This is a genomic window from Marinococcus tarijensis, assembly GCF_054971385.1.
Genome location: NZ_JBQOJA010000025.1, coordinates 1 through 22,662 on the forward strand (window position 1 = coordinate 1; position 22,662 = coordinate 22,662).

The 22,662-nt window shown below is 44.9% G+C and carries 21 protein-coding genes and 3 pseudogenes; 15 read left to right on the forward strand and 9 right to left on the reverse strand.

The window, feature by feature from the left end:
• Window positions 1-446: 446 nt before the first annotated feature.
• A complete protein-coding gene (locus ACTTK7_RS13075) occupies window positions 447-899 on the forward strand; it encodes a ferritin-like domain-containing protein (protein ID WP_462868521.1) in 453 nt (150 codons plus the stop codon).
• 435 nt (window positions 900-1,334) lie between these two features.
• On the opposite strand, the pseudogene ACTTK7_RS13080 reads toward ACTTK7_RS13075, so the two are convergent.
• Both ACTTK7_RS13080 and ACTTK7_RS13085 read right to left on the reverse strand, forming a co-directional pair.
• Window positions 1,335-1,679, reverse strand: a pseudogene (locus ACTTK7_RS13080) (nucleoside deaminase); the annotation flags it as partial.
• Between the two features lie 1,184 nt (window positions 1,680-2,863).
• Window positions 2,864-4,222, reverse strand: a complete 1,359-nt coding sequence (locus ACTTK7_RS13085; RefSeq protein WP_462868523.1) for a DHA2 family efflux MFS transporter permease subunit — start codon at window positions 4,220-4,222, stop codon at window positions 2,864-2,866.
• A gap of 108 nt (window positions 4,223-4,330) precedes the next feature.
• On the opposite strand from ACTTK7_RS13085, the gene ACTTK7_RS13090 reads away from it, so the two are divergent.
• Entirely contained in the window at window positions 4,331-5,101 is a 771-nt protein-coding gene (locus ACTTK7_RS13090) for an SDR family oxidoreductase (protein WP_462868524.1), read from the forward strand.
• Here the strand turns inward: ACTTK7_RS13090 and ACTTK7_RS13095 are convergent.
• On the reverse strand, window positions 5,098-5,610 hold the full coding sequence (locus ACTTK7_RS13095; protein WP_462868526.1) for a PadR family transcriptional regulator: 513 nt from the start codon (window positions 5,608-5,610) through the stop codon (window positions 5,098-5,100). The genes ACTTK7_RS13090 and ACTTK7_RS13095 overlap by 4 nt on opposite strands.
• Before the next feature lie 149 nt (window positions 5,611-5,759).
• On the opposite strand from ACTTK7_RS13095, the gene ACTTK7_RS13100 reads away from it, so the two are divergent.
• The 7 genes from ACTTK7_RS13100 (at window position 5,760) to ACTTK7_RS13130 (ending at window position 12,305) form a co-directional block, all read left to right on the forward strand.
• Window positions 5,760-6,491, forward strand: a complete 732-nt coding sequence (locus ACTTK7_RS13100) for an SDR family NAD(P)-dependent oxidoreductase (RefSeq protein WP_462868527.1) — start codon at window positions 5,760-5,762, stop codon at window positions 6,489-6,491.
• 598 nt (window positions 6,492-7,089) lie between these two features.
• Entirely contained in the window at window positions 7,090-7,764 is a 675-nt protein-coding gene (locus ACTTK7_RS13105; protein WP_462868528.1) for a response regulator transcription factor, read from the forward strand.
• The gene (locus ACTTK7_RS13110) at window positions 7,761-9,155 is read left to right on the forward strand and encodes a sensor histidine kinase (protein ID WP_462868530.1); all 1,395 of its coding nucleotides are present in this window, start codon (window positions 7,761-7,763) and stop codon (window positions 9,153-9,155) included. The genes ACTTK7_RS13105 and ACTTK7_RS13110 overlap by 4 nt, the downstream gene beginning before the upstream one ends.
• Before the next feature lie 66 nt (window positions 9,156-9,221).
• Window positions 9,222-10,280: an ABC transporter permease gene (locus ACTTK7_RS13115; protein ID WP_462868531.1), complete on the forward strand. Its 1,059-nt coding sequence runs from the start codon at window positions 9,222-9,224 to the stop codon at window positions 10,278-10,280.
• On the forward strand, window positions 10,277-10,966 hold the full coding sequence (locus ACTTK7_RS13120; protein WP_462868532.1) for an ABC transporter ATP-binding protein: 690 nt from the start codon (window positions 10,277-10,279) through the stop codon (window positions 10,964-10,966). The genes ACTTK7_RS13115 and ACTTK7_RS13120 overlap by 4 nt, the downstream gene beginning before the upstream one ends.
• A gap of 240 nt (window positions 10,967-11,206) precedes the next feature.
• A complete protein-coding gene (locus ACTTK7_RS13125) occupies window positions 11,207-11,794 on the forward strand; it encodes a recombinase family protein (protein ID WP_462868534.1) in 588 nt (195 codons plus the stop codon).
• 325 nt (window positions 11,795-12,119) lie between these two features.
• Complete coding sequence (locus ACTTK7_RS13130; protein WP_462868535.1) at window positions 12,120-12,305, forward strand: hypothetical protein; 186 nt, start codon at window positions 12,120-12,122, stop codon at window positions 12,303-12,305.
• A gap of 230 nt (window positions 12,306-12,535) precedes the next feature.
• Here the strand turns inward: ACTTK7_RS13130 and ACTTK7_RS13135 are convergent, their stop codons facing one another.
• Window positions 12,536-12,745: a hypothetical protein gene (locus tag ACTTK7_RS13135; protein WP_462868536.1), complete on the reverse strand. Its 210-nt coding sequence runs from the start codon at window positions 12,743-12,745 to the stop codon at window positions 12,536-12,538.
• A gap of 218 nt (window positions 12,746-12,963) precedes the next feature.
• On the opposite strand from ACTTK7_RS13135, the gene ACTTK7_RS13140 reads away from it, so the two are divergent.
• The 3 genes from ACTTK7_RS13140 to ACTTK7_RS13150 all read left to right on the forward strand — a co-directional run bounded on the left by ACTTK7_RS13140 (window position 12,964) and on the right by ACTTK7_RS13150 (window position 15,136).
• On the forward strand, window positions 12,964-14,193 hold the full coding sequence (locus ACTTK7_RS13140; protein ID WP_462868538.1) for a mechanosensitive ion channel: 1,230 nt from the start codon (window positions 12,964-12,966) through the stop codon (window positions 14,191-14,193).
• 201 nt (window positions 14,194-14,394) lie between these two features.
• On the forward strand, window positions 14,395-14,736 hold the full coding sequence (locus ACTTK7_RS13145) for a hypothetical protein (protein WP_462868539.1): 342 nt from the start codon (window positions 14,395-14,397) through the stop codon (window positions 14,734-14,736).
• A 7-nt stretch (window positions 14,737-14,743) separates the two neighbouring features.
• A complete protein-coding gene (locus ACTTK7_RS13150; RefSeq protein WP_462868540.1) occupies window positions 14,744-15,136 on the forward strand; it encodes a hypothetical protein in 393 nt (130 codons plus the stop codon).
• 168 nt (window positions 15,137-15,304) lie between these two features.
• On the opposite strand, the gene ACTTK7_RS13155 is transcribed toward ACTTK7_RS13150, so the two are convergent.
• From ACTTK7_RS13155 to ACTTK7_RS13175, 5 genes and pseudogenes are all read right to left on the reverse strand, one after another.
• Entirely contained in the window at window positions 15,305-15,625 is a 321-nt protein-coding gene (locus tag ACTTK7_RS13155) for a site-specific integrase (RefSeq protein WP_462868542.1), read from the reverse strand.
• Window positions 15,626-15,782: 157 nt separating this feature from the next.
• Window positions 15,783-17,032, reverse strand: a pseudogene (locus ACTTK7_RS13160) (aminopeptidase).
• Between the two features lie 794 nt (window positions 17,033-17,826).
• Window positions 17,827-18,114, reverse strand: coding sequence for an HPr family phosphocarrier protein (locus ACTTK7_RS13165; protein WP_462868543.1), 288 nt, complete (start codon window positions 18,112-18,114; stop codon window positions 17,827-17,829).
• Window positions 18,115-18,154: 40 nt separating this feature from the next.
• Window positions 18,155-18,538 (reverse strand): VOC family protein, encoded by a 384-nt coding sequence (locus ACTTK7_RS13170; RefSeq protein WP_462868544.1) that lies wholly within the window; start codon window positions 18,536-18,538, stop codon window positions 18,155-18,157.
• 37 nt (window positions 18,539-18,575) lie between these two features.
• Window positions 18,576-19,583 carry an ROK family protein gene (locus ACTTK7_RS13175; RefSeq protein WP_462868546.1) on the reverse strand — a complete coding sequence of 336 codons (1,008 nt, stop codon included), beginning with the start codon at window positions 19,581-19,583 and terminating at the stop codon, window positions 18,576-18,578.
• A 222-nt stretch (window positions 19,584-19,805) separates the two neighbouring features.
• Here ACTTK7_RS13175 and ACTTK7_RS13180 point away from each other — a divergent pair, with 222 nt between their 5' ends.
• The 3 genes and pseudogenes from ACTTK7_RS13180 to ACTTK7_RS13190 all read left to right on the forward strand — a co-directional run bounded on the left by ACTTK7_RS13180 (window position 19,806) and on the right by ACTTK7_RS13190 (window position 22,660).
• Entirely contained in the window at window positions 19,806-21,002 is a 1,197-nt protein-coding gene (locus ACTTK7_RS13180) for an MFS transporter (RefSeq protein ID WP_462868547.1), read from the forward strand.
• A gap of 58 nt (window positions 21,003-21,060) precedes the next feature.
• A complete protein-coding gene (locus tag ACTTK7_RS13185) occupies window positions 21,061-21,867 on the forward strand; it encodes an HAD-IIB family hydrolase (RefSeq protein WP_462868548.1) in 807 nt (268 codons plus the stop codon).
• A 264-nt stretch (window positions 21,868-22,131) separates the two neighbouring features.
• Window positions 22,132-22,660: pseudogene (locus ACTTK7_RS13190) on the forward strand (DapH/DapD/GlmU-related protein).
• The last annotated feature ends 2 nt before the right edge of the window (window positions 22,661-22,662 follow it).

Below are 22,662 nucleotides of genomic sequence, written 5' to 3' on the forward strand. Positions count from 1 at the left end.
GGTTGGTCCCTAACAAAGGTATCGAGGTTTTGTTGATGCTGGCAAGGCTTTTTTTATGCCTTGAATGATGTACGTTTTGCCTGCACGGTTATGTATTTCTATTCTGCATCAAACAGGGGGTACGTGGCCGTCGACCAGGGAGTGACCGACGCCCCTTATACGTATATGGAAGACTTGCAACAGGGAACATACCGATTACCGTGGGAAGCGGATGTCCGATACACGACTGGGGAGGCTTACGGGTTTCCAAAACCTAAAAAAAAGAAATAAGAGCAACAAACAGCCCCTTCATTAAAAGCCATATAGCACTAACTTCTATGGGGAAAAGAAAAAGAGTCATTGTTTTATGCTCGCCCTGCCTCCCCCATTCGATGAAATCAAGTGTAAGTCTCTGCTTTTACAGGGTATAAAGGAAAAGAAACCAATTATGAAGGAGGCTTCATCCTATGGAACGAACGAACCAAAGAAATCAAGATGTCCAGCAACTTATCGATGGACTCAATGTGGATCTCGCTAACGAATATGCGTCGGCCATCATGTACACGAATTATGCAGCCGTCGTCTCCGGGATTCACACCCCGATGCTAAGAACCTTTTTTGAAGCCGAGATCGGAGATGAACAAGCCCATGCCCAGTATTTGGCAACTAAAATTCGAACACTTGGCGGAACGCCTGTAACAGCGCCTGCCGATGTACCCCAAACCTTTCAAGTGCAAGAAATGCTCGAAAACGCTCGAAATGCTGAAGCAGCCACCATTGATCGGTACCTTGAACGCCGCCAGCAAGCTGAAAGCTTAGGTATGATCGAACTCCGAAATAAATTGGACGACCTAATTGATGATGAAACAGGTCATAAAGAACAAATTGAACGGATGTTGCAGGAAGCGCCCTTCTCCTAAGGCTTTCTATCAAAAGAACTATTATTACATTACCCTCATTCGCGTGATCATTCAGGGGTTCTAACCCATTTGGTGCTTCTATGAAAACATTGTTACCAAAAGCAAACCATCTATTTATTTCTACTCTCAAACCAAAAATCCGCCAAGCGTTTGACTAACTATTTTTAATAAAATGCCTCCTTCTTTTATTTGGAAAGAAGGAGGCATTTTGTTCAACAGAAAGTAATAATCTTTTCAGTTTAGAGAGCTATAGGGATATTCTTGTTTAGAGCGCATTTTTTACCGTTTACTTGGTAAATATAGTAGCGGTCTTCGTTCCAACGCAAAAAAGAAGCTCCATACCAATTCCACTGGGAAAATAGATTTTTATTTCTTAGGATTTTGACTACTAACACACATGAGAGTACTTCGGCCTTCGGCGCTTATTTTCTCACTCTAGGTAGCATACTTGGTACCATGCTTAGCATTCCATTGTTTATAGACGTTCACGCCTTCTTGAAGGAAATGTTTCTGGATCGGCAGCCGTCGTTGCTCCATTGGCTTGCAGTATTCTTCATAAAAATTATCCAGTTCAAAATATTTGCGGTCATCACGGTAAAATGGTTCGTACTCTTCTCTTGCTACCACATATACGACGTTCTTGGGGCTGCAGTAATATATCGCGCCTAAACACATAGGGCAGGGACTGGCCAGAATATAGATGGTACAATCCGTTAAATGCTCGGTCTGTTCTTTTTGACAAGCTTCACGAATGGCCAAGATTTCCGCATGGGCTGTTGGATCCTGCGTTTGGGCCGCTTAATTAGCACTTTCAGCCAAAAGCTTGTCGCCCTTCATAATAACACAAGCAAAAGGACGTCCTCCTTGTTCGACATTTTGTTCGGCTAATTGGATCGTTCGATGTATAGGATCCATGAGCGTCCTCTCCTTTGTTTATCGATTGAAAATCTTCAAAGCTCAAGTTTTTATACCCTGTATACTTTTCATTTACGCCACTGATAGAAAACACTCGCAAATACTTATCCGAGAAGTATCTTTTTGGTTATAAAAGGAGCCTCTTATACGCACATTTCAAGATTGGTATACCCTCGCTTATTTTCTAAACCGAGTGCTCTCGTAGTTACTTGGCACATTCAAAGCAATACAGACGCCCGTCTTCGTGTACACCTTCAAAGAACCCATCCCTGCAGTAAATCTCTTTACCACACACGCTACACTGTCCCAGGTACTCTTCCATCATTATCCCTCCTCATAAGAATTCTTCGGATGGCAATTCAGGGTTTCCTTTAAAATCCGGGCTTGATTATACGTCTCTCCTTCGCAGCAAATTCAAAGGCTACCTGCTTATGGGGCTTGCGTACGAACGCTTTTAACTGATCGAGCTCCTTTTGCTGATCCGTACTTTCCTGAACTTCCTGCTTATATGCTTCTTTATGTTCGTCAAATTTCGCCGGATCATAAGCAAACTATTGGCGCCATTGCTTGGAAGGATCGGCTTCCTTAAGTCATGCATCTACCACAGCTTTATCCTTCGTCACCCCTTGCGGCCAAATTCCATTGACTAGGATTCGATACCCGCCTTTTTTCTATCGAATCATAAATTTTTTTCAATGGAGGGCCCATTGTTTTTCCTCCTTTCTATTCTTTTTTCCAGATACTTGTTAACAAGGGTTAATCATATGCCATGGTGAATGCCGGAGTGTCTCCCTTTCTCGTGCGTCTCTATTTCCTTCGTTTTTCTTTTCTTTACCGTTAAATAATTCATTTTGGGTTTTTGTCGTTTTTTTCTTTTATTTATTATAGAAATACCGCTCTTCGCTTTATAAGGAATACGGTATCATCGCCGTGCCAACCATCTTTTACACCCCTCCCGTTAGCAACATACTTATAATGACTCTCTAAGAGGCATTGTTCTCTATCAGGAACTGGCAACGTCTTAAACATCATGGCTTTGACCATTCTTGCTAAGTCTCCTCTTGCTTATTCCCTTTATTACTAACCACAAAAAAGGCCAACGCTAGTACACTTAATACAGCCATGGTCAAAAACGCATTTCTCGTGCCTTCGTATAAATTCTGCCCCTGACTGGAAACCGTCACAATCGTTGTCAACGCCGTCACCCCAATCGCCATGGCAAATTGGCGAAGAGCATTAATCACCGCTGTCCCATGAGGCATGATGGAAGCTGGTAAATGGTTCATCGCAAATGCTACCTGAGGCATCATGGTGATGCTGATACCTAACATGAAAAACATGAATGCGACAGTGACGGTGAGAAAGGAGGTCGTTGGCTGAAACAAACTAAACATCACGACCGAAATCAACAGAGGAATAAAACCCGCGCCAATCACCTTTCTTCCGTAACGATCATATAACAGGCCACTAATCCAAGAAAATAAAGCCAGCATGAACGTCCCCGGCATCAGAATCATGCCCGAGGTAAAAGCAGATAGCCCCTGAACACTTTGGGCAAATAATGGAATTAACGTTTCTGCGGAGAGTAATAACAACGAGATCAAAAATATCGACAGAGTAGCGAATAAAAACGGACCATAAGCAAAGACCTTTATATTAAGCAAAGGAATGGAAAGACGGAGTTGGCGATACCCGAACCATACAAACGCCCCGGCGCCTAAACTGATCGTACCTATCACCCGCAAGTCCTCGAAGGAATACATATTAATCATACTTACACCTAATAAGAAGGCAACAAATCCGATACTTGATAGGATAAACGAGAACACGTCGAATTGAGCGGCTTTTGTTTCTGTTATATTTTGTAGAAACAAATAAGTAATAATTATTAACCCTATAAGCGGGAGCAAAATCATCCAAAACAATATGCGCCAGTCCCAGAGATCAATGATCAAACCGGACATTGCCGGCCCTATCGCCGGTGCTACGTTCATGACCAATCCTAAAATACCCATGGCCTGGCCGCGTTTCTCCGATGAATAAACCAATAGAAGAACCGTTTGGGCCAGCGGGAGCATAATGCCAGCGCCAATTGCTTGAATAATCCGTGCCACGACTAATAGTAGAAAGGACGGTGCCAAAATACCAGCCGCCGTTCCCACCAAAAAACAAGCAAGAGACACTAATACCAAGAATCGGAGCGTAAAGCGATCCACGAAATATCCATTAATAGGAATCATGATGGCCGCCGTCAGTAAAAAAGCAGTGGTTAGCCATTGAACTTCGGTAGCATTAACTTGAAATTCCTGCATGATGGTAGGGAAAGCTGTAATCAGCAAAAATTGATTAAGCAAAAAAAGAAAATTGATACTAACAACCGTCCATACGGTCCATTTTTGTTGTTTCATCATACACCTCAAACTATTGCTTATATTCAGTCCAATAGATTATATACTTTGCGCAAAGTATATAATCTATGTTAATTTTAAGGGAAACAAGACGAAAGGGGAAGGCCTATGTATCCGGATCTTAAAGGAAAAGTTGCATTTATTACCGGCGGAGCTAATGGCATTGGCAAAGCCATTGGTGAGGCTTATGGGCAAGCAAAAGCTAACATCGTGCTGGCCGATATCAACGAGCAGGCGCTACGGGAAACGCAAGAAGCATTTGCCCAAACATACGGCCCGTCGATGATTCAGACGATCCCAATGAATTCGACCATCGAGAACGATGTGCAGCACGCTATCACCAATGCTTATGAGAACTTTGGCCGTATTGATATTCTGATTAATAACGCTGGCGTTATGGATAATATGGATGCCGCGGACCGTGTCCCCGGCGATACATGGGAACACGTCTTCAATGTTAATGTGACAGGCACAATGCGTGTGACCAGAAAAATGCTGGAGCTGTTCCAACAGCAGCAACAAGGCGTAATCGTAAATATGGCTTCGATTACAGGGCTTACTGGAGGTCGAGGTGGCTTAGCCTATACGGCTTCCAAGCATGCGGTGGTCGGCATGACTAAAAATATAGCAGCCCATTATGCTGATCAGCATATACGAGCCAACGCCATTGCTCCCAGTCAAGTGCCCACAGCTATCACCCAAAGCGGAAAAACTCCAGATACCTACGGAATGAAGGCAGCTACCAAAGGATTGAATCTAATGCCACGAGCAGGCACGTCGGAGGAGATCGCTCATATTGCTTTATTTTTAGGATCGGAACATGCTTCTTTTCTTAATGGAGCCGTTATTCCAGCAGATGGAGGCTGGTCTGCTTATTAAAGCTTACCCTCCTCAAGTACTTGCCATACTCTTTCTAACCAATTTTTTTGAAATTGATGGTAAGAAACATAATGGTCTGCTATTAGCTCAGGTATAGAACTTTTTAACTTGTTGTGCTGTCGTTCAATCATTTCCAGTTCTTCGATCCACGCTTGTATCGCTTGTTTCACCGGATCTGTAGGAACAAGATGAATATACAATAAGGCTGGATATAACGCCTTTGCCTCATCTCTTCGTTGTTGAAACACCTCGAGAATACTCGTTTGCAGATGCTCGAATCCAGCCGCAGTTATTTGATAAATGGTGCGGCTCGGCCGCTTGTTGTGTTTCTCGCTTTTCACGGCTTGAATGTATTCGTGTTTTTGTAACTGCCGGGTAGCGTGATAAAGATTGCCATCTGTGAGGGAGAAAATTTGATCCCATCCATGCTGCTGCAATCGTTGTTTCATTTCATAGGGATGAGAAGGAGTCTCCTCTAAGAGCCCTAAAATGAGAATTTTTATGGCCATTGATGGTGGTCTCCTTTTCGTTTAATCATATCTTGTTAGACTGCATCCTATTGGGAAAGGATCAACCGAAACACTAATGACGAGAGAAAGAATGTTTAACGGTGCTTTTAAACTATCATAAAATAATGATACATGAAGGAGAAGGTGCAATGGAACGTTTTGATAATAAAGTGGTTATGATTACAGGTGGCGCTTCGGGCATAGGAAAAGAAATGGCTTTCATGTTTCAGGCCGAAGGGGCTACAGTCATCGCGGCAGACGTGAGTGAGCAGAGGCTGAACGACTTATCTAAAGAAGGTATTGACGCTAGATATGTGGATGTTTCCAACGAAGATCACTGGCGGCAGTTAGCTGATGACGTTTATCAAAAGTATCAGCGCATTGACGTCCTGGTCAATAACGCTGGTATTTCCAGTGAGAAAACTATCCAGGAGATAGAGGCCGCTGATTGGGAAACAATGATGAACATCAACGGCTTCGGCGCTTTCGCCGGTATGAAGCACGTGGTCCCTTATATGGAAAAACGTCAAGAAGGGTCCGTTGTGAATATTTCTAGTTACACCGCTCAGGTCGGCATGGGGCTGAATGTTTACACTGCTTCCAAAGGAGCGGTACGGGCCATCTCTCGAGCGGCGAGTGTGCAATACGGCAGCAGTGGCATTCGAGTCAATGCTGTGTTCCCCGGGGCAATTGAAACGCCGATGACGAAAGGGCTGCAGGAATCTCAAGAAACGCTTCAGCGACTGGTGGGAGCCACTCCCCTGAGGCGTTTAGGAAAACCTCGAGAAGTCGGGCAAGCGGTCTTGTTCTTAGCTTCGGAGGAAGCAAGCTTTATTACTGGGGCTGAACTGGTTATTGATGGTGGCTTCACAGCCCAATAATTCCCTTTCTTCTTATCTAATTATTTAATTGTATTAGAGCTAACACATGTTTTCTTTTGCCAATACTTGACTCGAAATAAAACCAACCGGTGGATCTTTGCGAGCCATCGGTTGGTTTTATGCTTTGTGTTATTTAAAGAAATCCCGCTAACATAATCACGATTATCAGTAATTGATAAGAAGAAAAAGTTAATCTGTTATCGGAGTTTTGATGCCGATAATCTTTTATAAATGTCTACATACCAAAGGATCTCGACCATATAATAAAAATTCCATAACTATTTCATCCTCAAGGAATGTTTCTATTATTCTCATTTTTAACCATCACCCTTCTATCGAAATAAATATAATATCTCCTTTATATATTTTGCATTTTTTGACATTGAGGTTTTAGCATCGAAAGAATCCTCACGAAAAATGAAAGCTTTTTGTCGTTGGGTCATATTCGGTGCAGCGGTTTTCTTCATAGGAGATCAGTAGAAATAATATCTGCGTTAGCATACATTCAGAATTTTCTCTTTTTCCTTTTCGTTATAGGTATTCCACGTGTACTTGAGTATAATGATTAGCCGAGACGTCTAAAAAGGAAGTGTTTTCTATGCTATCCATCTTGTTGGTTGATGACGATCCGAACATTTTGACCTTTACCGGTGATTATTTGCGAAGAGAAAATTACCGTGTCTACGAAGCTAACCATGCTAAGGAAGCCTGGGCGATTCTCGATGACCATGATGTTCATATTGCGCTCGTTGATGTGATGATGCCTGGCACCGACGGATTTGAACTGACGACAAGCATTCGCCAGGACTATGGTATTCCTGTTATTCTCTTAACGGCGAAAAACCAAATCGAAGATAAAGAACAAGGGTACGCATCGGGCACCGATGATTACATCACGAAGCCCTTTGAGAGTAAAGAATTATTATTTCGCATTCGTGCTGTTTTACGGCGATATCAGCAAGTCGCCCAAGAACGAATTCAGGTGGGGCGAACACGCATTAACACTAAGACGTATGAGGTCAGCATCGGTCATCGAGCCTTGCTCCTGCCGTTGAAAGAGTTTGAGTTGCTTGTTCAGTTAGCTAGCTACCCCAAAAGAACGTATTCCCGGGAAGAATTAATAGAGTATATTTGGGGCTCCACATTTGAAGGAGATGAACGGACCGTCGATGTCCATGTCAAACGATTGCGAGAGCGTTTCCGTCGGTTGGATCCCGGTTTTGATATTCAAACGGTTCGCGGCATTGGGTATCGCCTGGAGGTCCTGGAATGAAGACCCTTTATACCCGGGTCGTGCTCACGACCCTCGTCGTCATGGCCGTTAGTTTTTTTATCGCCTTTCTCGGAACCAATATATACTATCATTATCAATTAAAGCCGGAGAACGATGAACGTATCACGCAAACCGCTCAACAGGTTCAACAGTTTTATGAACATCATCCGTCCATCAATACCCAAACGTATTTTGAACAGGTGGGTGACACAGGGTTTCAAGTTGCTTTATTTTCGTCTGCTGAGGAGGAGGGACGTTTTTTTGGATCATCGTTTCGCTCGTCCACCCTTTCTTCCAAGAACATTGAGAACGTCCTTGCCGGTGACACGTATCATGGCGTCAAAAATCATCCGTTTGGCCCGTTGGTTACAGGCTTTTTTGATAATGAGCTGACCAATACCGTTGGTGTGCCGGTGGAGATTCAGGGCGAGACGTATGCGATGTTTCTTCGTCCGGATATCGAATACCAATTGGGCGAATTCCGATACTTTTTAGCCTTTCTATTTGGAGGGATGGTTGGGATCAGTGTTTTGTTAGTCCTCATCAGTACACGCTATCTGGTTCGTCCGCTTGTAAAGCTCACGGAAGCTACCAAACGTATTACCAAAGGAGATTATTCTCCGCCCGTGCCGGTTCAGCGCCAAGATGAAATTGGTCAACTAGCCCAACAGTTTTCGCAAATGAGTCGAGAATTAGAACAACTAGAATACATGCGTCAGGAATTTGTCGCTAATGTTTCGCATGAGATTCAGTCCCCTCTGACCACTATTCAAGGAATGGCGGCAGAGTTGGAACATGATCAGCTGTCGCCGGAGCAACAACAAATGTACGCGAGCACGATTCACCAGGAAAGCCGGCGACTGTCATCGCTGGGAAAGCAACTGCTAATACTGGCATCGTTGGATAAGGAAGAAGAACGATTGGCGGTTGCCCCCTATGCGCTCGATCAGCAGTTAAAAACCATGGTTCAATCCATGGCTTATCAATGCCAGGAAAAACAGATTTTTGTCGATATCGACGTTCCTCCAACGATCCTTGAGGGGGATGAAGTCCTTCTGTATGAAGTTTGGATGAATGTGTTTGCCAATGCCATCCGTCATTCGCCGATGGAGGGGTCGATAGTTATCCGGCTGGAGCCTCGTTCAACGGACGTGGTCGTGACCATTCAAGATGAGGGGCCTGGTCTTTCGCCTGAGGTGTTGCCATTTATCTTTGAACGATTTTACCGAGCGGATAAAGCTCGAAGTCGATCGTATGAAAGCAACGGTCTTGGCCTATCGATCGCCCAAAAAATTGTGGAGCGTCACCACGGATTCATCAGCGCGTCGAGCACGGAAGGTCAAGGAGCTACGTTTACCGTGGTTCTTCCATCCACTCCTTTCGATTCGTAATTCATATTGCGTTCATCTTTCTGGTTTACGATAAACACCAGAAAGCGAAAAAGAAAGGAGCTCATCATGTTTTTAGCCTGGCGTGAATTAACCTATGCCAAATTACGTTTCAGCCTGATTGGATTGGTCATCTTTTTACTAACGGTATTGGTGCTGTCGATTTCAGGGCTGGCGCAGGGATTAGCCTCCGACAATGCCTCCAGCATGCAATACATGGATAAGCAAGCCGAGAAAATAGTGCTCGAAGCTGAAGCCGAGAAGCAGTTATCACGTTCGGCCCTTTCCGACCATGATCTGGAGGTATTACAGGATAGACCGGAAGCTCATTTATTGAGTCTTCATCAAGGAACGGCTCAAAGTCATGGAAAGGACGTAGACGTCGCCGAAATGTATATGGACTTAAGCAGTGACCTAGCTCCTTCAGTGACCGACGGCGAACTTCCTGCCGATGATACCGAAGCTGTGATTGATCATTCCGCCAAAGATGACGGCCTCCGCCTAGGTGATACGCTGGAGCGGCCAGGCGGCACAGAAGTAACCATTAGTGGATTTACAGAAAACCAGCGGTACAGCCATACGCCGGTGCTGCACGTTCGGGATTCTGCCTGGAAGCAAGGAGAGCTTCCGATCAGTGCGGTCATCTTAGACCATGCACTTCCGGAACAAGTGAATGCTCAACTGCAGAATGCTGAAGTCATGGATATTCGTGCTTCTTTTGAAGGCATTCCCGGTTATACTTCCGAGCAGACGTCGCTTCAGACCATGATCGTTTTTCTATTTCTCATTTCGTCCATTGTATTGGCGGCTTTTTACTACATTATGACGATTCAAAAGCTGTCCCAGTTTGGGATTTTAAAAGCTATTGGGGCAACGTCTAAAACATTGGGCATATCATTGATCCTACAGGTTCTGCTGCTCACGACCGTCAGTATCATTGTCGGTGTAGCAGTCACGGCAGGAATGGCTGCCGTTTTACCGGCAGCGATCCCTTTCTCCTTGTCTTTAGGAACCGTCCTATTGTTGGCGGGGCTCTTCTTATTCGTCGCGTTGTTGGGTTCTCTATTATCCTTGGTCAAAGTGATTCGCATTGATCCGTTAAAAGCTATTGGAGGTGGTCAGGCATGAATGATGTATTAACCATGGAACAAATCGAATTTCAGGCTCAAGCCGATCAGCAGCCTATTGTTCAACACATTGATATCGCTTTGCGCCCCCAGGAGTTTGTGGCTTTAACCGGCCCGTCCGGATCGGGCAAAAGCACCTTGCTTTCCATGGCAGGAGCCTTGCTTCAGCCAACGTCAGGAGCGCTGTCGATTAATAAAAAAGACGTTCTTCGCTTAAATCCTCAAGAAAAAACGAAGCTTCGTTTACAGGACATCGGATTTATCTTTCAATCGGCCCATTTGTTACCTTATTTACAAACGGCGGACCAGCTTCGCTATGTTGGCAAACTTGCGGGCCTGACAAAGCCAACCATGGATCAACGAATCCAACGACTGCTTCACATGCTTGGGCTCGAGCATCGGCAGCATCACTTTCCCCGGCACTTATCTGGCGGAGAGCAGCAGCGTGTCGCGATTGCAAGAGCCTGGATGAATGATCCTTCGTTAATTTTGGCTGATGAACCAACGGCTAGTTTAGACCGTGAACGCGGAGAACAGGTCGTTCAAACCCTTCGCCATCAGGTCAAGGAATCGAAGAAAGCGGCGATCATGGTAACCCATGACACCCGCTTGTTTGCTTACTGTGATCGAGTCATCTATTTAGACAATGGGCACATCGATCATGAGGATACCTCTGTCGTTCCATAAACAACGTTCATCCCCTTCTAGGGTAGTTTTCTTGGGGGTGGACATCTTGTACATAGTCAAAAATAAAAGATCTTTTATCTGTGTTTCTAAAAAAATCAATGTCTTAAAGTTTTAACTTCTAGACAATGCCCTGAACACCCCGTTTTTATCGTTAAAAACGGGGTGTTTTCTGTCTAAAAGTTCGTCTATAATGAGGTGTACAATACCTAGTAGACTTTTAGACATTTTGGAGGGACACCCATGCCCCAACGTATTGGTTACGCACGCGTTTCGACCTTTCACCAGGATTTCAGTTCCCAGCAGCAGTTGTTGGATGAAGCCGGCTGCCATCGAATCTTTACCGAGAAAGTGACAGGCACAACGACCATTGAACGGGAGCAGCTGCGAGAAGCGATTCAGTATGCCCGTACTGGTGACACCCTGGTGGTGACAAAAATTGACCGCCTGGCCCGTTCGATCATCGATCTCAACAACATCGTGCATGAACTGGCAGCCGAAGGCATTTCCGTCTTATTTCTGAGAGATAATATGGAATTTCATGCCGGAGAGGACACTAATAGCATGCAGACGCTACTGTTCAATGTGCTGGGGAGTTTTGCGCAGTTTGAAGCCGACCTAATTCGGGAGCGTACCACAGAAGGACGAGAACGGGCCAAAGCTCAAGGGAAGCACATGGGGCGTCCGGGTCAACCGGACAAAGCTGTGCAGCAAGCCCTCCAACTATTCGAAAACCGTGCCACTAATAAGATGAGCGTGAATGATATTGTAAAAGTGACAGGCGTCCCCCGTTCGACCATCTATGCCAAACAAAAAAGAGTGAACCACTGAGGTTTAAGGTGCTGCTGTTTCAAATATATTGATTTTATGTTGGCCTACAGTATATTGATTGCAAAACAATCGTTCCATAAAATATAAGAGGCACGTTTCTTATTAGATCCAAGATATTCGGTGCCGGCAATGGGAATACATTCCAATGTCGTTATCATCAGATTCAGGGCGTTCCATTGCCTCTCTTGATTAAGCGACCAGTACTCTCCGGAAGCTTGTGTTGATAAGGTATGATTTCTAGTGCTTGAATTTGCTTTTTAAGTTTCGCCTATTTTATTCCAGGGTAGATGTATAGCGAAAAATTCCCTAAGGAGGTATTAAATCCATGAGCGAAACATTTGAAGCATTAAAAGACAAAATCAGTAACGCAGATCCAGAACAGGCGAAAGAATTACTCGGCCAAGTCAAACAGGCATATGAGGATAAAGAAATTAACGAGGAAGAAAAAGATGAACTAATGAACTCCGCGAAGTCGATAATGGGAGATTCCGGTCTCGGTGGCTTGTTTTAAATTTCCAGATTTAATTGCATATAAGGAAAGAAAAGCACCTTTAGCAGCTTGTACGTCTGCCAAAGGTGCTTTTAGTGCAGGGGTGCCAGAAAAAAGACATCGAAGGCTGGACAGAAAAAGCTCTACCACCTGGCTAAACCGTCTACATGTAGATTCACCCAAACGACAGATCTTACAATCCCCGCTCCCCGCAAGTCTTTTTGAAGTCGCTGTTACTATTTTTTCAAAACTTAAAGAAACTTCCTTTTGTTTTCATTGATACAGCGCGGACGTATATACTTCACGCCTTGATTTATTCGCACAATTTCCTCGAAGCTTACTTTTCCCTCCGTATAGAGGTTATAAAAAGCTCTCAAATCTCCTGATCGAGAAGGCTCCCATTGGTCTGGATTCGTCTTAAATAATTGAAGCAATTCCTGTTCGTGCTGCGTATCTCTCATTATAGCTCCTCCTTTCTCCTGATACTTATTCCAATGGCCAATATCTCATCTTTCAATTGCATGCTAAGGATTCTTCAAGATTAAATGGAACAGATTTAATTATGGAAGATTTCATACAAACGAGTTTAGTATATCGTTTGATTGTAAATACATATAAATATACTGGCAAGTGTTGCCAGTATTTGTACTAAAATTTTTGGTTTAGGGAGGCATTTTTTATGAGTGCATGGCAAGATTCTCTCACCAGTTTTTTGACCCAGATCGCTAATGCGGTCCCCGGTATTATCGCCGCTCTTTTATTACTTGTTGTGGCCTGGGTGGTCGCCAAGATTATCAGTGCGGGCGTACGCAAGCTTATCCAAAAATCAGGGTTGGAGCGCAAGCTTTCCGCGCAAAGCGAGGAACGATCCTCCAAAAAGGAGGGACCGGCCGCTTCGATCGGTAAGGCCGTCTATTACTTGGTATTTATCTTGTTTTTGCCCGGAATTTTAGACGCGCTTGGCATGGCTTCTGTATCTAACCCTATCTCTAACATGATGGATAAGCTGCTTGGCTTTCTACCGAATATTTTAGCAGCTGCCATTATTATTGTAGTTGGCTATTTTGTTGCTCGGTTCATTCGCGATCTTGTGGCTGGCTTATTGGATAGCCTGCACATTGATCAACGGTTTCGACGTATGATGAAGCAGTCGGAAAACGCCGAGGACAATGTCTCGCTGTCTAAGCTGTTGGCGAATATTTTATTTGTGCTTATCCTGCTGCCGATTGTTACCACCGGCATTGATGCGCTGCAAATTGAAGCTGTCTCTGCTCCAGTGTCGAATATGCTGAATATGATTCTCGCAGCTATTCCTACTATCACTGTCGCCATTATTCTGCTCGCAATCGGATATTTGATAGCCAAAGTTGTCGTGGATTTATTGTACAGCTTGTTAAAGAATGCAGGAGTGAATTCGCTATACCAACAGTATGTAGGAAGCGCATCACCAAAAGCTCGTCAAATTGATGCTGCCAATATCATTAGTCAGACGGTGCGGGTACTTATTCTCCTATTCTTTGTGATTGAGGCTTTCAATACCCTGCAGTTTGACGTACTTAATCAAATTGGTAATACCATTCTGGGATATTTGCCATTGGTTTTCAGCGCCCTGATCATTCTGGTCCTTGCTATGATAGGGGGGCAGATGGCTGCTTCGCTGATTCAGCGCACCACCAGTAGCGCTGGTTCAGGCCTTATTGCCAAGTACGTGATTTGGGTCGTCGCCGGCTTCATGATCTTTGATCAATTGCAATTTGCTTCTATGATCGTCAACATGGCATTTTTATTAATTCTCGGCGGTCTAGCTGTTGCTTTTGCCATTTCCTTTGGGATTGGTGGTCGCGGTTTTGCTCAACGGCAATTGGAAAAGATCGAAGGCAAAATGAAAAAGAATCAATCTGGAGAATAATGGCTAAGCCGCCAGCGGGGACTTTAAAGCCCCCGCTGGTTTTTTTCGTCATACATGACCATTCCCCAGTCCTGTTCAGAGATTTTTCGATCGAAAGAAGTTTTCACAAAAATATGTTCAAATAATTGTGCATATATATAGGCATTTCGGCTGCTGTGCGATATAATAAACAAAAGCTCTCCAGGTAGGAGGAAGAAAGGAGTGAGAGACATGGTCACGAAAGAATTTAATTCGCAACAGATTCACGCGGCCAATGAGTTACGGACCATCTCTCAAACCAAACTATTAGAAATGTTGGAAAGAGAACGCAAGCTGGCGTTTAATTTTAATAATGTGACGAAGGCAACGATGCTGGATATTGAGACGTATAACGAACTGATTGATCGGTTGGAGGAGCTAGAAGCAAAAGTGGAAAGCCTGGAGATGGAACACCGATATGGGCAACGCCAAGATCCGGACGAAGCACCCGAGCAGTGGACGTCGAAGCCCGAAAGCATGTCGTTATCCGAGTGGTACGCTTCTCATCAGGAGACATCGCGGTAAGCATCTAATGGAAGAAAAATACCACGAGGCCTGGTTGGCGAAGGATCTCCCCCGCATTCATCATCAGCTCTATCAAGCACCGGCCGTCTCCGATCCAGAAACGTCTTTTCACCAACTGCTCCAGCAATTGGAACAAGAAATTGAGCGTTTAAAACGGTCACCTTATCAAGCGTCCAAGCCTCTTCAGCATGGCCGGTTGGCCGCCCAAGAGTATTATTCCTGCAAATGGTTTTCTTCTCCCCATGTTCGGGGGACCAAAGGAGCGAAGCCTGATATGCGGTTGATTTATAAATACAACGAGGATCATACGTGCATCTATCTAAAAGCGGTTGGTTTCCGTCATGAGCCTCCGCCGATTTATCACGAAGGCGAACAGCGCAGTGATATATTTGAAAAATGATTGATCGAAAGAAGCCCTTGCTTGTTAAAAAGCAGGGGCTTCTGCTTTTGATAAGGAAAAAGGGAGGGGGCGATCAAAGCAAAAGCACCAATAGGTTCCTGCGCTCATTCATAACCAATAATAGCTAAATAATTAAAGTTGTCTTCAAAGACATTTGCACTTCTTCTTTTAATCCAATCGAAACCATTCGTGGTTGCAATTGATCTCCTCACGGCGAATCCCAATGTACTGTTTCTTGCCCGTTTTCTGCTCCTGCAGGTAACAGGCGTCCGTCCGGACGTCGCCGACTTTCAGCCGAGCCGGGTCGCCGGCCCGAAGGCCGGTATTGATCCTCGTTAAAAACAACAACACATCTCGCTCCGCGAGATCCTTTCGCTTCTGGGTGGCTTTGTTGCCCCGGCGCAGGGCATTGATCATGTCTTTAATATCTTCTTGGGTGCGTAACGGTTGCACATTAATCAGATGAGATTCACCTTTTTCCCCAATCATTCGCCTTTCTCCTTTATGTATGGTTTTATCTCCATTCATACATTTTATTCATATGAACATTTTAGAAACAGAGCGGCCATACTATCTACGGAGGTGAGAATGGTGGAACAATTCCTTTTGCCTGATGCGCCGGAATATTACATTCTAACCCTCTTGATTAGAATTGGAAGCCTCCGTCTTTCATTAACAAAACTTCCGTTCCGTCTTCTTCGATACCCACCACCTTCATATCTTCGGTCCCAAAGGCCATATTGACCAACAGAAGAGACGTGTTCAGTCCGGATTCCTTCAATACCCTTTCCGATAGACTGCTACCATGCTGCAGGTTAGACGGGGAGGCGTTTCCGATGCCAATATGGCAGGCCGTATTTTCATCAAACAGGGTGTTGTAAAAAAGCGTATTCGTCTGAGCAAGAGGTGAATGGCTAGAGACCAGGGCAATTTCCCCTAAATAATGAGAACCTTCGTCTGTTTCGATTAGACGTTGTAAAGCTTCTTGTCCGTTGGTCGCAGCATAGGACGTTATTCGTCCATCTTGAAAGGTAAGGGAAACATCGTTGATAACCTTTCCCTCAAAGACAAGCGGTTTTGTGGCTACGAGTCTACCATTCACCCTATTTTTATGTGGTGCAGAAAATATTTCCTCCGTAGGAATGTTCGGGTAGAACGGTACTCCCTTGGTATCTGTCACTCCCCCGCCGATAAAGACGTGATTGTTCGGCATGCCGACGACCAAATCGGTCCCCTGGCTATTGGTAAAATGCAAAGCGTCAAACTGATGATCGTTGAGAAACGTTTTCCGGGACTCGAAGGCTCTATCATGATCTTTCCAATCATCAATCGGATGCGTTCTATCCGCCCGAGCCCCGCGTAAGAGGACTTGCCATAACGACTCCAGAGCTTCTTCTTTCCTTAGATGAGGAAATACTTTCGTCGCCCATCCGAAGGAAGGAACAGCCAAAAGACACCAGCGTACCTCGTGGGATCTCATCCTTGCATAATAATTTTCCAGTTTGGTGCGATCTTTTGATAGCGACTGATCCGTTCGATAGAAACATCCTTAAAGACATCGAAGCTTTCAGAAATGAGATGAATGTACGCAGCCCCCGCATCGTCCCACTCGTTAACTCGATCCAGCTTCCAATTGGGAACGTGATCAATAGCTTCATCGGCGGCATGAAGGTAAAATGCTTGGACCGACCATTCATCCCCCCAGTCCATTTCTACCTTGGAAGCCCCAGCCTCATAGGCTGCCAGTTGGACGAAACGAGCAAATGTGGCATGCTTGATATCACTATGTATCACCACTAATTGATTTTTCTGTACATTGACTCCCATTCGTACCGCAAGTTCGGCATACTTTTTCAACGATTCGTCGCTAATAAGCTCCTCGATATTCTCCATCATTTCCCGCTCCTTTTCGTAAAAACTATCACATTCCTAACCATTGCCAGCCCATCATGAAAAGCACAAATCTCTATTTTCTTTTGTCATGATACCATCCAATAAAAGGAAAAAGAATATCTCAAAACAAAGAGCGCTGCAAGATCAATTCTTGGGAATTAGAACATTCCTTAGGGTCAATTCTGAACTATCCACTCTGCACTTTTCTCATTAATATTTCTATGCTATTATTAATGTACAACAACAATAAAGCATCGTTACACGAAACCCCTAGGTACGTCACTACCTAGGGGTTTTTTGTGGACTAATCGCCGCCCATTCACTGTTTGTTCCGTTTACTTAGCCAATAAACGAAACTGTTCCCTATGATTAACACGAGGATCGGGAACAAAAGATCCTGCAACAACAAATAAAGCACCGTTACACCCCCTTTCAAACGATGTTCGCCTGAAAGGAATGGGCGACAAACGCTATTATAACACGCTATAAGCCGGCGAATTACTTGTATCTGTTGATATAGACAACAAAAATATTAAAATTATTTTTGGCCATAGGTTTTTTATTGAATCCTGACTCCCTTCGTTGAAATCAAATCAATGGTTCCACATAATCTATCTTAATCGGAAGTTATTAATTTGTGTCTCAATATAATAAGTAATATCCGTATTCGTGAGAAACTTGGAAAATCGTTTTTCTTGGTCTTTTAATTTTTCTTTCAACATGATGCCCAAGATCGGTAGAACATAGAACATCACCATCCATCTCCAAGTGCATGCATGCGACGGTGAGCATGACGCTCAGCCCTCGAGGTCCATGTGTCGATGGTTCTCTAGTTCGCCGCCCTGTAAAAAAGAGCGGAGCCGTGTATGCGCTAGAGCCTCATCGTCTCCGTGCGTGAAGAGGCGTACATGATCGTTTTCCTGAACATATAAATCCATTAAGGCCATGATATTTTTTCCATCGGCAGCGCGTCCTTGCTTCTCGATGGTAATGGTACTGCTGTAAGCAAGAGCACGGTGAACAAATGCTGTGGTGTTGGTTGCCTGCAGCCCTCGAAGCAATTGTACTCGAACATTAGTCATCATCATAGTTCCACCGCCTTTCATATCGGGGCCAGGGTCTGGACTATACCGTTAGTTCAATTAAATTGTGCTCCGGGTCTTGAACGACGCTCTCATAGTAGCCATCACCTGTCGTGCGCGGGCCATCAACAACAGGGTAGCCCGCCTGTTCCAGCCGGCGAGTCAATTGGTCCACTTTCTGCCTGGATCCTAATCCAAAGGCAAGGTGAGCCCATCCCGTCGTTCCGATCGAGGTGTCTAGCTGTTGATGAGGCTGATGCATGACCTCTAACCGGCCTCCCGATGGAAAGGAAATGAAATAGGACGTGAATGCTTTGGACGAATTGTGATAGCGCGCGCCGGCTGTTCCGTCCAAATACGTAACATAAAAGTCTGTTAATGCGTCAATATCCTTGGCCCAAAGAGCAGCATGATCCATGCGAACCATCGGTCGTCTCTCCTTTCGTTTGATCATGATAAAAAAATTAGTCATTCATGGCCTGGATCAATACCTCGTGACCGAGATGTTGAAGGCCAACGAGATAATCTTGTTCCCAATCACTCGCGACCATATAAGGCAAATGTTCTCTGGGGACATACAGCGTCTTGGGGTCTTTTAGCACATGAAGGATGGTTCCGGAAACTTCTGCAGCGGAAAAAATGAGCTGATGAGGGTTTAATATCGCTACAATACTGCCAATGACCCGGTGAAGGGCGTCCAGCAGGCGCGCGTCATGAAAATCATAGGTGAGAGCCCCGGCCTCGTTTGACTGCCGATGCTGCTGAAAAATGTAGGAGATTTCACCAGCGAAATGAGTGCTTCCCTGCAGGACCTTCCCTTGGGTCATAATCCCTGCGCCAGGGCCGTTGGCGCCAAAATACATGTACACCAGCGTGTGTTCCTCCGGAAGATGCCAGCGCTTTTGATACCCCAAGACGGCTGCATTCATGTCATTTTCCACGATCACGGGAAGTTCCGTGGTACGTTCCACGTAATCTTGAAGATGAAAGTGCTGCAACACCGTATAATCTGGAATATGAATGATTTTTCCATGGGACACGGCCCCGGGCACCCCAATGGCAATAGCTCCAATGCGGGGATACCCCTCTCTTCTTTCCGCAATGAGCCGAAGCAACAGCGCCAAACCTTCGTTTTCCAGGGAGCCGGAGACCCGTTGTTGTGCTTTTACTTCTCCCAGGCAATCGAAAACGATACTGTGCATTTCCTGTTTTTCCATGTAAATGGCCAGTCCCAATCGATAAGACGCATTGTAGGAATAGCGCTGAGCCCGCCGGCCCCCACTGGAAGGCCCTTCCCCCAATGGATACACTTCTTCCCGATCAATCATTTCATCGAGAAGCTTCCCAATCGTGGGAAAGCTGGCGTTTACACGGTCGGTAAGGTCCTTTTTCGTCGCACGTCCTCGATGGAGTAACTGCTCGCGAATGGCCTGTTCAATGGTTTTTTTGCTTCCCAACGGCGAACGAGGCACAGCTGCTCCTCCTTTCTATATTCTTATTAAAAATTTTTAATAAGTTATGTATTATCAGCAGTGTATCACTTTTGTCTATCCACGCACAATCATAACCCAATATCTTCGTAGATGATCTAAAAAAGCGTGAAAAGAATACAGAAACTGTGCTAAGGTAGTAAAAGAACTTATTAAATTATTTTAATAAGTTAATGGTTTTATCATGAAACAAAGGAGGATGTTATGGCCCTTTTTCTTCTTGTAATTATCTACTTAGCCTTTATCAGCCTCGGGTTGCCGGATTCCGTCCTGGGAGCTGCCTGGCCGACGATGCAGGAACATTTCCAGGCACCCCTGAGCATGGCTGGGGTTTTATTTATGATCGTGGCCAGTGGCACGATCATCTCGAGTCTCTGCAGCGGGTTCCTCCTGCAACGCTTTGGAACCGGACGTGTCACAGCTGTTAGCTGTTTGGTCACCTCGCTGTCGTTATTCGGTTTTTCGGGAGCTCCCTCCATGGGATGGCTGTACCTTTTTTCGTTGCTTCTAGGCCTGGGAGCTGGAGCGGTTGATGCCGGGTTGAACCACTATGTTGCCAGGCATTATCAGGCCCATCATATGAACTGGCTTCACTGCTTTTGGGGCATCGGTGCCACCATGGGACCTGTCATTATGGCGTACCATATCGCTAATCAGGAAGCCTGGCGGAATGGGTATCTCACGCTGGCCCTCATTCAACTGAGTCTGGTGCTGGTTCTGATGGTAAGCCTGCCACTCTGGCGAGCCAAACGTATCCAGAGACAGGAATCGGCCGTTTCGGAATCATCCGAAGCATTGGACCAACAGCATCCCCGTGGGCATCCGCTGAGCACCCCCGGGGTCAAACTGGCCCTGCTTTCCTTTTTGTTTTATTGTGGGGTGGAATCGGCCGTAGGGTTGTGGGGGAGCAGCTATTTAGTCAATACCCGCGGCATTGATCCGTCCACCGCGGCTCGTTATATTTCCTTCTATTACGGAGGAATTACGGTTGGCCGCTTTATCACCGGGTTTGTGACCTTTCGGATAAGCAACCGCCGGTTAATTCGCATCGGCCAGCTAACGGCTTTCGCAGGGGTGATACTGTTAATCATTCCTTGGAGTGCCGGTTTTTCGCTGGCAGGCCTTATTCTTATTGGGTTAGGATTTGCGCCTATTTTTCCTTGTATGCTTCACGAAACCCCCGAACGGTTTGGTTCCCAAGCCTCATCCACGATCATGGGGTATCAAATGGCCACGGCCTACACCGGCAGTACGTTACTGCCCCCAATGGTTGGATTGGTCTCTTCGTCTTTTTCCATCGCTGTTTTTCCGCTACTGACTGCTTTGTTTGTTGGCGGGATGTTGTGGGGGTCAGAGGCATTGAATAAACGCCTGCAGAAGTACCAACCAGCCTACAGGTAATGGATGTTTTTACGAAACATGGATAGGATGCAAGCAATAGGAAAAAGGAGAAGATAGGATGATTAAGCTGATTGTCACCGATATGGATAGAACCTTCTTAAACAGTCAAGGAACGTTCGACCAAGATCTTTTTCAACAGGCGCAGGCCATGATGCACCAGCAGGGTGTATCTTTTGCCCCCTGTACGGGCAAACAGTGTGAACGCGTGGAAGAATTATTCGGCACCCAGGCTCATGATATGTGGATTCTGGGGGATAGTGCGACACGCATTAAGCATCAGCAATCGTTTGTGTACGAATCGTTATTATCCAATGCCGTCGGCCTCACGGTGATTGAAGCGCTGGAACGGATGGACGCCACGCATACGATTATTGCTTGTACCAAACATGCTGCCTACGTGAAAGCCTCTATTCCCAAGGAGGAATATCAGATTGTTCGAGGCTCCTATGCGAAAGTCGAAGCCGTCGAATCTTTTTCCACAATTACGGATCCTTTTATGAAAATTACGGTTCATGATCGATACGGAAATGGTGTCAAAACCAGGGAGCAATTATATCCCTTTCAGCAAGAGGCCTACATAGTGGTCTCCGAACACACATGGATCGACATTACGAATGCGGACGTCAACAAAGGAACGACCGCCCGCCAACTGCAACACCTATTGAACGTTACTCCCGAGCAAACCATGGTGTTTGGTGATGGGTACAACGATCTTGAACTCCTGGACGCGGGAGCGTATAGTTTTGCCGTTCGAAATGCGTATCCTGAGGTGCAGGAAGCCGCGAACTATATTATTCGATCCAACGATGATCAGGCGGTGCTGCGGACGATTATTCAATTGCTTCATCTTCAGGCATCTGATTAACACAAGATGCCTGAAATAGCATCACACAAGAAGATGTCTTTCAAAATATCCAAAATTTAGAGCTTCTAGACAATGGCAGAAATTTCATTTAGGCCCAGTGTTCCTTTAAATTTTTTGTCATCGAAAATAATACACATAAGGTAACACAAATATCATGTGGAAGTTTTGTATGCTGAGGAAATTTTCGAAAAGAAACAGGCCTTATTACTTCTATATGAAAGAAAAATATTAGGAGTGATTTGCTGTGAAAACCGAAAAACAAAAATGTTAGCTGGAGAATTATATTTCCCTGATGAAAAGCTCGGAAAAGACCATATTAGAGCACAGAAAATACTGGCAGAGTTTAATGATTCATTGGTAGAAAATAGAAGTCATGTATTAAAGTCCTTATTTGGAAAAACAGGCAAAAAATTCTGTGTAAAACCATCTTTCAACTGTGATTATGGCTTTAATATCCATGTTGGAGAGAATTTTTTTGCGAATTATGATTGTATTATATTGGATGTCTGCAAGGTAAGTATAGGTAAAAAATTGTATGCTTGCACCAAGGGTATGCATATATACTGCCACCCATCCATTAGATGCAGAGACAAGGATATCCGGTCTAGAATATGGAAAACCAGTTGTCATTGGTGATAATGTTTGGTTAGGAGGAAATTCAGTTATAGCCCCTGGAGTGACTATTGGAAAAAATGTAGTTGTTGCTGCTGGAGCAGTAGTAGTGAAGAATGTTCCAGATAATGTAATTGTTGGTGGGAATCCTGCGAAAATAATTAAACAAATTGAAAATTAAGA

Excerpts from the sequence above, each read along its gene's own strand:
- ACTTK7_RS13110 (WP_462868530.1), top strand. The coding sequence starts at position 7,761 with ATGAAGACCCTTTATACCCGGGTCGTGCTCACGACCCTCGTCGTCATG.
- ACTTK7_RS13140 (WP_462868538.1), top strand. The coding sequence starts at position 12,964 with ATGAGTGCATGGCAAGATTCTCTCACCAGTTTTTTGACCCAGATCGCT.
- ACTTK7_RS13120 (WP_462868532.1), top strand. The coding sequence starts at position 10,277 with ATGAATGATGTATTAACCATGGAACAAATCGAATTTCAGGCTCAAGCC.
- ACTTK7_RS13075 (WP_462868521.1), top strand. The coding sequence starts at position 447 with ATGGAACGAACGAACCAAAGAAATCAAGATGTCCAGCAACTTATCGAT.
- ACTTK7_RS13185 (WP_462868548.1), top strand. The coding sequence starts at position 21,061 with ATGATTAAGCTGATTGTCACCGATATGGATAGAACCTTCTTAAACAGT.
- ACTTK7_RS13090 (WP_462868524.1), top strand. The coding sequence starts at position 4,331 with ATGTATCCGGATCTTAAAGGAAAAGTTGCATTTATTACCGGCGGAGCT.
- ACTTK7_RS13150 (WP_462868540.1), top strand. The coding sequence starts at position 14,744 with ATGGAAGAAAAATACCACGAGGCCTGGTTGGCGAAGGATCTCCCCCGC.
- ACTTK7_RS13155 (WP_462868542.1), bottom strand. The coding sequence starts at position 15,625 with ATGATTGGGGAAAAAGGTGAATCTCATCTGATTAATGTGCAACCGTTA.
- ACTTK7_RS13125 (WP_462868534.1), top strand. The coding sequence starts at position 11,207 with ATGCCCCAACGTATTGGTTACGCACGCGTTTCGACCTTTCACCAGGAT.
- ACTTK7_RS13095 (WP_462868526.1), bottom strand. The coding sequence starts at position 5,610 with ATGGCCATAAAAATTCTCATTTTAGGGCTCTTAGAGGAGACTCCTTCT.
- ACTTK7_RS13130 (WP_462868535.1), top strand. The coding sequence starts at position 12,120 with ATGAGCGAAACATTTGAAGCATTAAAAGACAAAATCAGTAACGCAGAT.
- ACTTK7_RS13100 (WP_462868527.1), top strand. The coding sequence starts at position 5,760 with ATGGAACGTTTTGATAATAAAGTGGTTATGATTACAGGTGGCGCTTCG.
- ACTTK7_RS13115 (WP_462868531.1), top strand. The coding sequence starts at position 9,222 with ATGTTTTTAGCCTGGCGTGAATTAACCTATGCCAAATTACGTTTCAGC.
- ACTTK7_RS13085 (WP_462868523.1), bottom strand. The coding sequence starts at position 4,222 with ATGAAACAACAAAAATGGACCGTATGGACGGTTGTTAGTATCAATTTT.
- ACTTK7_RS13135 (WP_462868536.1), bottom strand. The coding sequence starts at position 12,745 with ATGAGAGATACGCAGCACGAACAGGAATTGCTTCAATTATTTAAGACG.
- ACTTK7_RS13180 (WP_462868547.1), top strand. The coding sequence starts at position 19,806 with ATGGCCCTTTTTCTTCTTGTAATTATCTACTTAGCCTTTATCAGCCTC.
- ACTTK7_RS13170 (WP_462868544.1), bottom strand. The coding sequence starts at position 18,538 with ATGGTTCGCATGGATCATGCTGCTCTTTGGGCCAAGGATATTGACGCA.
- ACTTK7_RS13105 (WP_462868528.1), top strand. The coding sequence starts at position 7,090 with ATGCTATCCATCTTGTTGGTTGATGACGATCCGAACATTTTGACCTTT.
- ACTTK7_RS13165 (WP_462868543.1), bottom strand. The coding sequence starts at position 18,114 with ATGATGACTAATGTTCGAGTACAATTGCTTCGAGGGCTGCAGGCAACC.